Raw genomic sequence first — 13,522 nt, 5'->3', positions numbered from 1 at the left:
ATTTTCGGGGCGACTTGAGAAAAAAAGCGCAAGCAGGGGGCATGCCACCCTCGGCGCTGAAGTCCCCAGGCAACCTGACCGCAGCTAACCCGAGAGGAGGAAAGGCAGATGACCAAGGCTGATCTGGTCGACAAGATCGCGGCAAAGGCCAACCTGACCAAGGCCAGCGCCGAGCGCTCGCTGAACGCGTTCCTGGACGCGGTGAAGGACGCTCTGGCCGCCGAAGGCAAGCTTACCCTGACCGGCTTCGGCACCTTCGCGGTCGAAGATCGCCAGGCGCGCAAGGGTCGCAACCCCCGTACCGGCGCGGAAATCAAGATTCCCGCGTCCAAGGTGGTCAAGTTCCGCCCCGGCAAGACCCTGAAGGACTCGATCAAGTAGGGTCGGAGGAACAACATGTTGCACGGTGAAACCATTCACAGCCCCCTGCCGCAGGACATTCCGTGGTGGATGCCCGACCATTCCATCTTCTTCGGAGTGCTGTACGCCGTCCTGTTCGTGATCTGCAGCGGCGTGGGCTACGTGATCCTCAAGTCGGTGCTGGAAACCTGCAAGGGTGGCTGTCATTCCGAGGGGCATCACTAGGCGCCAGCTTTCCACCCGTTACCGGCCGCCTTGCGCGGTGCCGCCAACGGGTTCTTTTTCGGCCCTGTCCGGCATGGCCCAGTCAGGTTGATTCCTGACGGGTTCGGACAGGGCTTGCCTTTTGCGCTCGGGCGGTGTAAACAACCCGTTCGCACCCACCCCGCAAGGGGATTTCTGGCGAAGGGGGTGATTTCTTTGCCCGGTGTGTATCTTAACGACGACGAATACAACTTCGACATCGCGCTGCGTCGCTTCAAGAAGCAGGTCGAAAAGGCCGGCGTTCTTTCCGAAATGAAGAAGCGTCAGCACTACGAAAAGCCCAGCGTGATGCGCAAGAAGAAGAAGGCGGCCGCCCGCAAGCGTCTCCTGAAGAAGATCAGGAAGATGAACATGGCCTAAGCCGCTTCGCCTGCGCGGGGCACCGCCCCATACGCAGCCGCGACATGCCTGGAACGGGAAACCCGGAGGTCTTCCGGGTTTCCCGTATTCCGTATTTCCGGAACCCCATTCTTTCGCTCTGGTGGCACCCATGAATCTTTCCGAACGCATCGAGAAGGACTACGTGTCGGCCTACAAGGCCAAGGACGCGGTGCGCCTGGGCGTGCTGCGCATGCTGAAGACCGCCGCCAAGAACATGCAGGTCGAGCTGATGCGCCCGGTGACTGAGGCGGAACTGCTGGACGTGGTGCTGAAGCAGGCCAAGCAGCGTCAGGATTCCATCGAGCAGTTCACCGCCGCCAATCGCACCGACCTGGCCGACAAGGAACAGGCGGAACTGGTCATCCTGCGCGAATACATGCCCACCCCGCTGGAAGGCGACGAACTTGCCGCCGCCATCGATGCCGCCATTGCCGAAACCGGCGCCAAGGGTCCGCAGGACATGGGCCGGGTGATGCAGGCCATCATGAACGCCCACAAGGGCCGGGTGGACGGCAAGGCGCTTTCCGCCACCGTTCGCGCGCGCCTGGCGGGGTAGTCCCTTACATGGAATCCCGCAGCCTTCAGGTGCTGGAATTCGGCAAGGTGCTCACGCATCTTGCCGGATTGTGCGTTTCCGAAGCCGGAGCGGAAGCGGCCCTTGCCGTACGCCCGCTGACCGGCATCGACGCCGTGCGCCATGCCGCCGCCCTGTTCGACGAGGCGCGGCGCTGGGCCGGGCACACGGGCTTTCGCCTTTCTTCCTTCCCTCCGCTGGACGGCGTGTTCCGCGCGCTGGACGCCCCGGCCACCGTGCTGGACCTCGACGCGCTGTGGGCCCTGCGCCAGACGTTGGGGCTGGCCCGCAAGTTGGCCGTGTCCATCCGCGAGGGGCAGTCCACCGGCGGTCGCTGGGATCTGCTGACGGCGCTTGTGGACAGCCACCCGCTGCCGCAGCGCACCGTGTCCGGCCTTGACCGCTGCGTGTCCGACGACGGGATGCTGCGCGACGAAAGCTCGCCCGAACTTTCGCTGGTGCGCGGCGAAATCCGCCGCATCCACCAGCAGTGCACCCGCAAGGTCAAGGAATACGCCCAGCGCTACAACATTGGCCACTACCTGCAGGACGAGTTCATGACTCTTTCGTCCGACCGGTACGTGCTGCCGCTGAAGTCCAACTTCAAGGGGCGCCTGCAGGGCATCATCCACGATTATTCGCAGACCGGCGAAACCTGCTATTTCGAGCCCATGTTCCTGGTGGAGCTGAACAACGGCCTGCAGGAGCTGAAGCGCGAGGAACGCGAGGAAGAGCGCAAGGTGTTGCGCTATCTCACCGACCTCGTCCGCGACGAACTGGCTGCCGTGCGCGGCGCCTACGACCTGCTGGTGGAGGGCGACGTGCTGTGCGCGCGCTGCGTCCTGTCTGCCCGGTTCGAGGAAACCGGCGACTCAGGGACCGTTGCGGTCAGCGAGGGCGGTCATGTTTCGCTGCTGGGCGCTCGCCATCCGCTGCTGGCTCTGGCCGCCGCGCGCGGCGAGAAGGGCGGTGCATCTGCTGCCCACGCCGCCCAGTCTGCCCCTAGCGCCTCGCGCGGCAAGTCCGCCACCGGACAGGTGACGCAGCATGGTCCGCAGGCTGTGGACATCGAACTGCTGCCCGGTCAGCTCGGCCTTGTCATCAGCGGTGGCAACGCGGGCGGCAAGACGGTGTGCCTGAAGACGCTGGGCCTCATCGCGCTGATGGGTCTGGCCGGGCTGCCCGTGCCGGTGCGCCCCGGCAGTTCGCTGCCGTTCTGGACGGACATCTTTGCCTTCATCGGCGACGAGCAGAGCCTTGAGGACAACGTATCCACCTTCACCGCGCAGATCCGCCACCTGAGCGGGGTGTGGGACCGTCTTGGTCCTGGCGCGCTGGTGATTCTGGACGAATTCGGCGCGGGCACGGACCCGGCACAGGGCGCGGCCCTGGCCCAGGCCGTGCTGGACGAGGTGATGGAGGCAGGCTCCGCCGTGGTGGCCGCCACCCACTTCCCGGCGCTGAAGGCCTACGCCCTGACCCGCGACAAGGTGCGCGCCGCCTCGGTGCTGTTCGATCCGGCCACCAAGCGCCCGTTGTTCCGCCTGGCCTATGATCAGGTGGGGGCCAGCCAGGCGCTGGACGTGGCCCGTGAACACGGCCTGCCGGAAGCGGTGCTGCGCCGCGCCGAACAGTACCTGTTGCTGGACGGCGAGGACACCAGCGCCCTGGTGGACCGCCTGAATACCCTGGCCGTGCAGCGCGAAGCCGAAATTTCTTCACTGCGGGCCGAAGAAGTCCGCCTGCGCGACAAGCGCGCCAAGCTCGACGAGCGCTTCGAGCGCGAGCGCCGTACCCTGTTCGAAACCGTGCAGGGACAGGCCAAGACCGTGCTGCAGGAATGGAAGTCCGGCAAGGTCAGCCACAAGCAGGCCCTGAAGGCCCTTGCGGAAACCCGCGCCCGGCTGGTTTCCGGTGCCGCGGGCAACGGCGATGCCGACGGCATGCCGGGCGCCGACGATGCGCCGCAGGCCCCCGCGTTGCAGGTGGAAACACTGCGCACCGGGCAGGCCGTGCGCTACGTGCCGTGGGGCAAGAAGGGCACGGTGGTCGAGGTGGATGCCCGGCGCGGCAGGGTGCGCGTGGACCTGAGCGGGGTGACCATGTGGGCCGAGGCTAAAGACCTGGCCGCATTGGACGAAAAGCCTCGTGTGGTCGTTGGCGCGGTGACCCGCACCATTTCCGATGCAACCGCGTCCATGAGGGTTGACTTGCGCGGAATGCGTGCTGATGTTGCCGTAAGCGAACTTTCACGTGCGCTGGACAAGGCCCTGCTCGCGGGCATGTCGGCGGTGGAGGCCATCCACGGTCGCGGCACAGGGGCCCTGCGCAAGGAAATTCACGCGTTCCTGAAGTCATTCCCGGCCGTACGGTCGTTTGCCCTGGCTCCGGAAGACCAGGGCGGCGACGGTATGACCATCATCGAATTGAAGTAGCTGGTCCAGTTGCAGAACACGGTGAAAATGGAGCAGGGCGGCCCGCGCACCACGCGGTCCTCCCTTTTGCGCACCCGGAACACCGGAACGGCGGCATGAAACGCAGGGACGGCTCGGTCGTGCAGGCCATCAAGGCCCGCCTGAACCTCGTGGAGGTGGCGCGCCGCTACGTCGAGTTGCGCCATACCGGCGGCCCGCGCTGGATGGCCCCGTGCCCGTTCCACCAGGAGACCAAGCCTTCCTTCTCCATCAACGAGGAGGAAGGATTTTTCTACTGCTTCGGCTGCCAGGCTTCGGGCGACATTTTCGATTTTTACGGGCGCATCCACGGGCTGGAGTTTCGCGAAACGCTGGAAGCCCTGGCCGAAGAGGCGGGGGTTTCGCTGGAAGACGACTGGAAGCCGGACCCCAAGGTACAGCGCGAACAGTCGTTCAAGCGGCAGTGCCTGCGCATGTACGACGTGGCGCGTGAACATTTTCGGCGCAACCTGACCATTCCCGCCGGTCAGGAATGCCGCGACTACATCGCGCGCCGCCAGCTTTCGCCGGAGATCGTGAATTCCTTCGAACTGGGCTGGAGCCTGCGCGAATGGTCGGCCCTGGCGGATGCGCTGCGCCGGGCGGGTTTTCAGCAGTCGGACGCCGCGCAGGCGGGCCTGCTTTCGCGCAACGACGCGGGCCGCATGTTCGACCGTTTTCGGGGCCGGATGATCTTTCCCATCAAGAACCTGGCGGGCCAGGTCATCGCCTTTGGCGGACGCATCATCGCCGACGAGGACCAGGCCAAGTACATCAACAGCAGCGATTCGGCCATCTACAAGAAAGGCGAGCATCTTTACGGATTGTTTCAGGCGCGCCGGGCCATGACCCAGCACAAGACGGCCATGCTCACCGAAGGGTACATGGACGTGCTGACCCTGCACCAGTACGGCTACAACATGGCCTGCGGCGCGCTGGGCACCGCGCTGACGCCGGAACAGGTCAAGCGGCTGGGCGGGTTCTGCTCCACGGTGGAACTGCTGTTCGACGGCGACAACCCCGGTCGCAAGGCGGCCATGCGCGCCTGCGAAATGCTGCTGACGCGCGGCATGCGCTGCAAGGTGGTGCTGCTGCCCGACGGAGAGGACATCGACAGCCTGCTGCACGACCAGGGCAAGGATGCCTTCGAGGCGCTGCGCAAGAGCGCGCCCGACGGGCTGGATTTCTGCATCGACACCCTGCGCACGCTCTATTCGCCGGGCGATGCGCTGGAGTGGTCGCGCAACCTGCTGCGGCAGGCCGGGGCAGGGCATGCGGACGGCCAGTTGCTGGCATCGCGTTTTCTGTCGCGCATCGCTTCCGGCCTTGGCATCCGCGAGGAAGCCATTCGCGAAGGACTTTCGGGCGATTTCTACAAGGGCGCGGCGGCTGCCGCCCCCGGTGCGCGAGAGGCGCGCAACCCCGCGCCGCAACGCCAGGTGGACGCGGTGCACACCAGCGGCGATGCCCCCGCCAAGCGCGACCGGGCGGTGATGTTCTTTCTGGTGCGCTACCCGCATCATTTCGCCCGCCTGCGCGAGGCAGGGGCCGAACTGGTGCTGGCCAGCCCGTGGGCACGGGATCTGTGGGCCAAGATGGCCCGCCACGGCGCAGAGCCGGAACAGCTGCTGCCCAATCTTTCGGAACGCGAAAAGGAATTCTGGATCAGGTGCAGGACGGGCGATGTCCCGCCCCGCGACAAGGAACTCGAGGAATTGCAGGATCTGCTTTCCGGCATCGAATCGGTGACCACACGGGAACTCGGCGCATCAAGCATGATGGCCGCCCTTCGCCAGACGGCGACTTCCACCGACCCTGCCGCAGGCATTGAATTGCTCCGGGCCCTTCAGGAAACGTTGGGGAGATCGAATGGGTAACATCAAGGATATTCAGCAGATCAAGTCGCTTATCGCCAAAGGCAAGGTTAGCGGCTTTCTGACCTTCGACGAAGTCAACAAGGCCCTGCCGGCAGAGGTCAACACGCCCGAGCAGATCGAGGAGATCATCGGGATCTTCGACCAGTTGGAGATCGCCATTGTCGATACCGAGAAGGACGGCAAGAAGATCTCCGTATCGCCCGGCGAGTCGGAAGAGGAACCTTCCGGCGAACCGGGGCTGGATCTCGTGGAGGACGAAGAGTCCGCGGACTATTCGTCGCGCTCCACCGATCCGGTGCGCATGTACCTGCGCGAAATGGGCGCCGTGCCGCTGCTGGACCGCGACGGCGAAGTGCTGATCGCCAAGAAGATCGAACTCGGCGAACAGGACGTGCTGTACGCCCTGGTGGAAGTGCCGGTGGCGGTCGAAGAGTTGATCAACGTCGGCGAGGATCTGAAGCAGAACCGCATCAAGCTGAAGGACGTCGTCAAGACCATAGAGGAAGACGACCCCAGTGAAGACGAAATGAACCAGCGTTCGCGGGTCATCCTGCTGCTGGATGAAATCAAGCATACCTACAAGAAGAAGCGCAAGGTCTACGCCAAGCTGGACGACTGCTGCACTCTGGAACGCCGGGTGACCGCCATCCAGAAGGAAATCCTGGGCTTCAAGGAAGACATCGTCAACCGCCTGCGCGACATCAAGCTGGAAAAGACCCTTATCGACCGGATCATCGAGACGGTGGAAGACTACGTGCGGCAGATGCACAACTGCCAGCGCGACCTTTCCGCCTACATCCTGTCCACGGGCAAGACCCAGGTCGAGATCCAGGACATCTTCCGCATGCTGGAAGCGCGCGAGATGAACCCCGTGGCCGCGTCCGCGGCGCTGGGCATGACGGTGGAAGAGATGTTCTCGTTCAAGGAAATGATCATCGGCAAGATCGAAATCCTGAACCGGTTGCAGGACAAGTGCTGCCACAACGTGACGGACCTTGAGGAAGTGCTGTGGCGCATCAAGCGCGGCAACACCCACGCCATGCGCGCCAAGCAGGAGCTGATCCGCTCCAACCTGCGCCTGGTGGTCAGCATTGCGAAAAAGTACACCAACCGCGGCCTGCAGTTCCTGGATCTGATCCAGGAAGGCAACATCGGCCTGATGAAGGCCGTGGACAAGTTCGAATACCAGCGCGGCTACAAGTTCTCCACGTACGCCACGTGGTGGATACGCCAGGCCATCACCCGCGCCATTGCCGATCAGGCCCGCACCATCCGCATTCCGGTGCACATGATCGAAACCATCAACAAGCTCATCCGCACCTCCCGCTACCTCGTGCAGGAACTGGGGCGCGACCCCACCCCCGAGGAAATCGCCGAGCGCATGGATTACCCCATCGACAAGGTGAAGAAGGTGCTGAAGATTGCCAAGGAACCGATTTCGCTCGAAACGCCCATCGGCGACGAGGAAGATTCCAGTCTCGGCGACTTCATCGAGGACAAGAAGGCCGTGGCCCCGGCGGAAGAGGTGGTCAACACCAAGCTGTCGGAGCAGATTGCCTCCGTCCTGGCCGACCTTACCCCGCGCGAGGAGCAGGTGCTGCGCAAGCGCTTCGGCATCGGCGAGAAGTCGGACCACACCCTCGAGGAAGTGGGCAAGCTGTTCAACGTCACCCGCGAACGCATCCGGCAGATCGAGGCCAAGGCGTTGCGCAAGCTGCGCCATCCGGTGCGCAGCCAGATGCTGCGTTCGTATTACGAAAGCTGATATTCGCGCGTCGCCCCATGGCGGCGCAACGCATTCGCTGATAATATCGGGGGCGGCCAGCAGGCCGCCCCTGCCGCGTGTGGGGGGGCAACGGACAGCCGTTGCCCGCACGCGGCGGCGCATACGCACGGTGCAACTTCGTACCGGCCGGGCGATGCGTGACAGTGTCTTGCAACGGTACGGGGAACGAGACACCCATGGCTGACAATACCTGCAACTGTTCCCGTCAACAGTGCACCTTCTCGGGCGAGGAACGGTTGTGTGAAATGCTGGATCGCGCGGGGGTGCCGCACGACAGCAAGTGGCGAACGCTGATCTTCTATATGCGCGGGCTGGGCGAGTTCAGCACCATGAACGACGACCAGAAGGCCCGCATCCAGCAACTGCTGGTGGACGTGCTGCACCGCCGCGACTTCAGCGATCAGAGTTACCACAAGGTGCTGCGGGCGGACCGGGATATCCGGGTGGAGCCCTACGAATGCCGCATGCGCGAGGCCCTGCAGGAAACCGAGCGTCTGGCCCGCGAATTTCGGACCATGCTGCACCAGCGGCGGGGCGACATGGACAAACTGGAGCAGGACAGCGTGCGCGCCGTGGAAAGCGGCCTGGACCCCACCGAAGTGGTGCGCCTGTTGCGAGCCACCTTCAGCGAGGTGCGCGAGCAGATGGACAACGACGCCATCCGGGTGGGCGAGCTGACCGTCACCGATCCGCTCACCGGCCTTGGCAACCGGCGCGCCTTCGACACGGCGCTGGCGGCGGGCGAGGTGGCCTGGAAGGGCGGCACCCCCCTGGCGCTGGTGCTGTTCGACGTGGACCGCTTCAAGCGCATCAACGATCAGCACGGCCACCGCATCGGCGACCAGGTGCTGCGCACCGTGGCCGAGGTGCTGCGCCGCAAGGTGGAAGACTGCAACAGCAGCCTGAGTGATGAGGCCGAACGGGCCGAGGGGGCTGGCGAATGCGCCTCGGTGGTGGCGCGCTTTGGTGGCGAGGAATTCGCCCTGGTGCTCACCGGCGAGGGCGCGCAACGGGCTGGCGAGATTGCCGAATCGGTGCGCGCCGGTTTGGAAGGCGTCAGCTTTGCCATCCGTGACGGGCAGGGGCAGGTGGTGGAGCACGGCGTGCGCGTAACCCTGAGCGCGGGCGTTGCCCACGCCAGGCCGGGCATGCCCGAACCGCTGACGGACAGTCTGTTCGACCTGGCCGACAAGGCCATGTACGAAGCCAAGCGCGAAGGCCGCAACAGGGTTCGGGTGATCATGGATGGGGCCGACGCGCTGACGCCCGATGCATAGCCCGGCATTCCACCATGCTTGATGTATTCCTTGATGCCATGCCGACGTTGCCGTGGCTGCCGGAAGGGCTGTCCCCCCACAACGAAAAGCGCCCCGACCCCAGCGTCGGGGCGCTTTTCGTTGTGGGGGGCTGTATCGGGTTGTTACGGACTGTGACTGTCAGCGTCGGTCGCGCACACGACATGCTTGCCGCCAGGGTTGCGGCAGGGTGGGAAAGGCGTATTCTCGAACCATGTTTCCTCCGTGCGCGTCGATCACGACGCGCTGTCTCTTGTACCCTGCTGTCCGGGAGGCGCACCATGTCAACGAACAGTCATCGCGGTCATTTCAGGCCGGGCCGTGTCAGGACGGCCACGCATCTGAGTCGTCGTGATTTCCTGCGCCTTTCAGGTGGAGCGGCTCTGGCGCTTGGCTTCGGTTCCGTCCTGCCGCCATGGGCGGGCCTGGCCGGTGCGTCTGTGCCGCACCTGATGTCCGGCGGGCCGCTGCCGTTGCCCGGACAATCCGGGCTGTTCGGGCTGCTGGCACCAACGGGACCGTTCACCCTGACCGCTTCGCTTCAGGCCGGATTGCTGCCCGCAACGGGCGGCCCCATGCTGTCCTACACGGCGGAACATCAGGGGCGCGTCTATCACAATCCCGTGTTGGTGCTGGACAAGGGGCAGGACTTCGCCGTGCGAATGGTCAACGACCTTGGGTCATTGGGTCCGGCACCCGGCGGAGGCGCCCACGGTTCCCATGGGGGGCACGCAGGTGCCCCCTCCGGCCCGGTCACCATCATTCACTGGCACGGCGTGGATTGCCCGTGGGGACAGGCCGGGCACCCCATGTATGCCGTGGGGCCGGGCGAGCACTACGACTACGCATTCCCCATCACCAACCGGGCAGGCACCTACTGGTATCATCCGCACCCGCACGGCGACACGGCGCGTCAGGCCTATCTGGGCCTGGCCTCGTTTTTCATCGTGCGCGACGACGAGGAACGCGCCTTTGCCCGTGAACTGGATCTGGCCCTGGGGGCCACCGACATTCCGCTGGTATTGCAGGACAAGCGCATCGGCCCCGATGGCGGGTTGATCTATGCCCCTGTGGAGGACGAGTTGTTCATGGGGTATCTAGGCGACCGGGTGCTGGTGAACGGTGCGCACCTGCCCACGTTGTCCGCGTCCACCCGGCTGTACCGGTTCCGCCTGCTCAACGGCAGCACCGCGCGCATCTTCAATCTGGCCTTCACGAGAGGCGGCGGTACGGGCAAGGCCGGTTCTCTTGTACCCATGACGCTGATCGCCAATGACGGCGGTTTCCTGCCCGCGCCACGCCGGGTGGATGGGCTGTTCCTGGCGCCGGGAGAGCGGGCGGAGGTGCTGCTGGACCTGCGCGCCATGGAACCGGGTGAACAGGTGTGGCTGCGCAACCTCCCCTTCGACCCCATGCACAACGAGATGGAACATGGCAGCGGGCAGGGCGACCACGCCGGTCACGGCGGCGCAGGCATGACTTCGGGCGGAATGAGTGGAATGGAAATGGGCCACGACGGGTCCATGCCCCACGGCATGAACCGCGCCACCATGCCCGCCGTGACGGACTCCGCTTCCGGGCAGGGCGGGCATGGCGGGCAGGGCGTACACGCGGGACACGGCAATGGATCAGTAATCAGTGGTACGCATGGTGAATCCCCTGGGTTAGCCGAAGGCAGTGACTACCCCATCCTGAAGGTATCGGTGGATCGCGCGGAACGCTACGACCGCAAGGTGCCTGAAAGATTTTCCGTTCCGGACGGGTCCGATGCGGCCACGGATGGGCACTCCGCCTTTACTCGCGTGTTGCGGCTGGAAGCCGATGGCAAGCGCTGGACCATCGCCGGAGAAACCTTTGCCATGGACCATTTTCCCATTACCGTTCCGGACAGGCAGCGCGAGGTCTGGGCCATGGAAAATGCGGCCCGCAGCATGCCGCACCCCATGCATCTGCATGGGGACTTCATGCGGGTGCGCGAGCGGCGGGGCAGTCCGGCCCAGGTGCGCGCCCTGGCCGTGGATGCAGCGGGCAGACTGCCCACCGACCTTGGCCTGAAGGACACCGTTCTGGTGTGGCCCGGCGAAACGGTGCTGGCCGACGTGGACTTCGGCAGCCCCGCCTACCCCGGCGAGCAGATATTCCTGTTCCACTGCCACAACCTGGAACACGAGGACCAGGGGATGATGGTCAACGTGCGCCTGCCGTAAGGGCGGGCCGGATTCCGGAGTGCGCCTCGCGGCGAAGCATGGCGTGCCTGCCGGACCATTGCTGTTCCCCCGCAATGAAAGAAGCCCGCCGTTCCCATTTCGGGAGCGGCGGGCTTCGTGTTTCCGTGCCGAAAACCGTAACGCTGGCGCGCTACTTGTTCATCACGTTCAGGAACTCGCGGTTGCTCTTGGTGGCGCGCATCTTGTCCAGCAGGAATTCCATGCTGTCGATGGGCGACATGGGCGCCAGGATCTTGCGCAGGATCCACACGCGGTTGAGCACCTCGTCCGACAGCAGCAGGTCTTCCTTGCGGGTGCCGGTGCGGTTGATGTCGATGGCCGGGAACACGCGCTTTTCGGCAAGGTGGCGTTCCAGGTAGATTTCCATGTTGCCGGTGCCCTTGAACTCTTCGAAGATCACTTCGTCCATGCGCGAGCCGGTGTCGATGAGGGCGGTGGCGATGATGGTCAGGCTGCCGCCTTCCTCGATGTTGCGCGCCGCACCAAAGAAGCGCTTGGGGCGTTGCAGGGCGTTGGCGTCGAGACCGCCGGACAGAACGCGGCCCGAAGAGGGGGTGACGGCGTTGTACGCGCGGCCCAGGCGGGTGATGGAGTCGAGCAGGATGACCACGTCGCGCTTGCGTTCCACCAGGCGTTTGGCCTTTTCCAGAACCATTTCGCAGACCTGCACGTGGCGCTGCGGCGGTTCGTCGAAGGTGGAGCTGACCACCTCGGCGTTCTTCACCGTGCGTTCCATGTCGGTCACTTCTTCGGGCCGCTCGTCGATGAGCAGCACGATGAGGTACGCATCCGGATGGTTGGCGTTGATGGAGTTGGCGATGGTCTGGAGCAGGATGGTCTTGCCGGTGCGGGGGGGCGCCACGATCAGGCCGCGCTGGCCGCGGCCCACGGGGGCCATCATGTCGATGACGCGGCTGGAGTAGTTCTTGTCCCCGTTCTCCATGATGAACTGGCGGTCGGGGTAGATGGGCGTCAGGTTGTCGAACAGGACGAGATTCTTGGCGTTTTCCGGCGGCTCGAAGCCGATCTCGGTCACCTTCAGCAGGGCGAAGTAGCGTTCGCCTTCCTTGGGCGGGCGGATCTGGCCGGAAACCACGTCACCCTTGCGCAGGTTGAAGCGGCGGATCTGCGACGGCGAAACATAGATGTCGTCGGGGCCGGGCATGTAGCTGCACAGCGGCGACCGCAGAAAGCCGAAACCATCGGGCAGGATCTCCAGCACGCCGTCGCCGTAGATGGCGCCGTTCTGCGAGGCACAGGCCTGGAGCAGGGCGAAGATCAGCTCCTGCTTGCGCATGCCGCTGGCGCCTTCGACGTTGTATTGCTCGGCAAGCTCCATGAGCTCGCTCATGCTCTTGATCTTGAGTTCCGAAAGATTCATGGCCGTCTCGGAACCCTGGACGTTCTTCTTTTTCCTCATAGGCGTGGTGGGGACTGCTTTTGGAAGGGTGTGGGGGTGTATGGAAGGATGCAATTACAGTCGTCCGCACGGCACGAAAGACCGCACAATGGCGATCCGTTCGCAAGCGTGGACTGTTGTCGGAATGACGGTATGAAGGAAAATCGTTGTGGTGGACGGGCGGGAACACTGTGCCGGGTCCGAAGCCGGGTTTTCGTTGCCCGGTAAGGAGGGAAGGGGACCCACAAGAGAGGTGTTGCAATGTTCGGTTGCTTCCACCCGCCGTACAAGGGGCTACCTAGCCCATTCGACAGGGGATGGCAAGTGGTCTACTCGCTTTTTTCCCTGGCTTGCAGGACATCCTGGAACATCTCTTCGATTTCGGCGCGCACGTTGTCCTGGGTCCGGTCGAGCACGCAGGCCAGTTCCAGGGTAATCAGCCCCATGGCCTGTTCCAGCAGGCGGCGTTCGCCGAACGAAAGCTCCTTGTCCCGACCGATGAGCAGCAGTTCGCGCAGTACGTAGGCCACGTCCGCCAGGTCGCCGCTTTTCAGCTTTTCCGAGTATTCGCGGTAGCGGCGGTTCCAGTTCTGTCCGGTGTAGCCGGTGAAGCCGGAGCGGTCGCGCAGCGATTCGAGGATTTCCGCCCCCAGTTCCGGCGCGCATAGCGGGCGCAGCCCCACATTGGCGGCATTGCGCACGGGCACCATGAGGGTAACGTTGTTGCCCAGGATGCGGACTATGTAAAAGTCCGTGGCAACGCCGCCAACCACTTGCGACTCGACGCGTTCGACCTTGCCGACGCCTTGAGCCGGGTAGACGACGAGTTGATCCTGGGCAAACACTCGGAACTCCATGCGGGGAAAACAAGGTTGAATTCGGCAGGAAAAGACAGTCTATCCCAA

At 64.3% G+C, this 13,522-nt stretch carries 11 protein-coding genes; 9 read left to right on the top strand and 2 right to left on the bottom strand.

Annotated features, from left to right (window positions below; translation table 11 throughout):
• The first annotated feature begins 108 nt into the window (after positions 1 to 108).
• From DESTE_RS02800 to DESTE_RS02760, 9 genes are all read left to right on the top strand, one after another.
• Positions 109 to 381, top strand: coding sequence for an HU family DNA-binding protein (locus tag DESTE_RS02800; protein WP_012611649.1), 273 nt, complete (start codon positions 109 to 111; stop codon positions 379 to 381).
• A 15-nt stretch (positions 382 to 396) separates the two neighbouring features.
• On the top strand, positions 397 to 585 hold the full coding sequence (locus tag DESTE_RS02795; RefSeq protein WP_035064761.1) for a hypothetical protein: 189 nt from the start codon (positions 397 to 399) through the stop codon (positions 583 to 585).
• Between the two features lie 195 nt (positions 586 to 780).
• Positions 781 to 984 (top strand): 30S ribosomal protein S21, encoded by a 204-nt coding sequence (gene rpsU / locus DESTE_RS02790; RefSeq protein ID WP_012611647.1) that lies wholly within the window; start codon positions 781 to 783, stop codon positions 982 to 984.
• A gap of 130 nt (positions 985 to 1,114) precedes the next feature.
• Positions 1,115 to 1,561 carry a GatB/YqeY domain-containing protein gene (locus tag DESTE_RS02785; RefSeq protein ID WP_035064758.1) on the top strand — a complete coding sequence of 149 codons (447 nt, stop codon included), beginning with the start codon at positions 1,115 to 1,117 and terminating at the stop codon, positions 1,559 to 1,561.
• Between the two features lie 8 nt (positions 1,562 to 1,569).
• On the top strand, positions 1,570 to 4,014 hold the full coding sequence (locus tag DESTE_RS02780) for an endonuclease MutS2 (RefSeq protein ID WP_035064755.1): 2,445 nt from the start codon (positions 1,570 to 1,572) through the stop codon (positions 4,012 to 4,014).
• 95 nt (positions 4,015 to 4,109) lie between these two features.
• Positions 4,110 to 5,909, top strand: coding sequence for a DNA primase (gene dnaG, locus DESTE_RS02775; RefSeq protein WP_035064752.1), 1,800 nt, complete (start codon positions 4,110 to 4,112; stop codon positions 5,907 to 5,909).
• Complete coding sequence (rpoD, locus tag DESTE_RS02770) at positions 5,902 to 7,674, top strand: RNA polymerase sigma factor RpoD (RefSeq protein WP_035064750.1); 1,773 nt, start codon at positions 5,902 to 5,904, stop codon at positions 7,672 to 7,674. The genes dnaG and rpoD overlap by 8 nt, the downstream gene beginning before the upstream one ends.
• A 197-nt stretch (positions 7,675 to 7,871) precedes the next feature.
• Positions 7,872 to 8,972, top strand: coding sequence for a GGDEF domain-containing protein (locus tag DESTE_RS02765; RefSeq protein ID WP_051384269.1), 1,101 nt, complete (start codon positions 7,872 to 7,874; stop codon positions 8,970 to 8,972).
• 182 nt (positions 8,973 to 9,154) lie between these two features.
• Positions 9,155 to 11,197 (top strand): multicopper oxidase family protein, encoded by a 2,043-nt coding sequence (locus tag DESTE_RS02760; RefSeq protein ID WP_425411682.1) that lies wholly within the window; start codon positions 9,155 to 9,157, stop codon positions 11,195 to 11,197.
• A 151-nt stretch (positions 11,198 to 11,348) separates the two neighbouring features.
• Here the strand turns inward: DESTE_RS02760 and rho are convergent, their stop codons facing one another.
• Positions 11,349 to 12,599, bottom strand: a complete 1,251-nt coding sequence (gene rho / locus DESTE_RS02755) for a transcription termination factor Rho (protein ID WP_012611640.1) — start codon at positions 12,597 to 12,599, stop codon at positions 11,349 to 11,351.
• A gap of 347 nt (positions 12,600 to 12,946) precedes the next feature.
• Positions 12,947 to 13,462 (bottom strand): CarD family transcriptional regulator, encoded by a 516-nt coding sequence (locus DESTE_RS02750; RefSeq protein WP_035064745.1) that lies wholly within the window; start codon positions 13,460 to 13,462, stop codon positions 12,947 to 12,949.
• Positions 13,463 to 13,522: the final 60 nt, after the last annotated feature.

The sequence above is a fragment of the Nitratidesulfovibrio termitidis HI1 genome (genome assembly GCF_000504305.1).
Lineage (GTDB): Bacteria > Desulfobacterota > Desulfovibrionia > Desulfovibrionales > Desulfovibrionaceae > Cupidesulfovibrio > Cupidesulfovibrio termitidis.
Note: the sequence above shows the minus strand (reverse complement) of the source record. Positions and strands in the feature narration are given on the sequence as shown.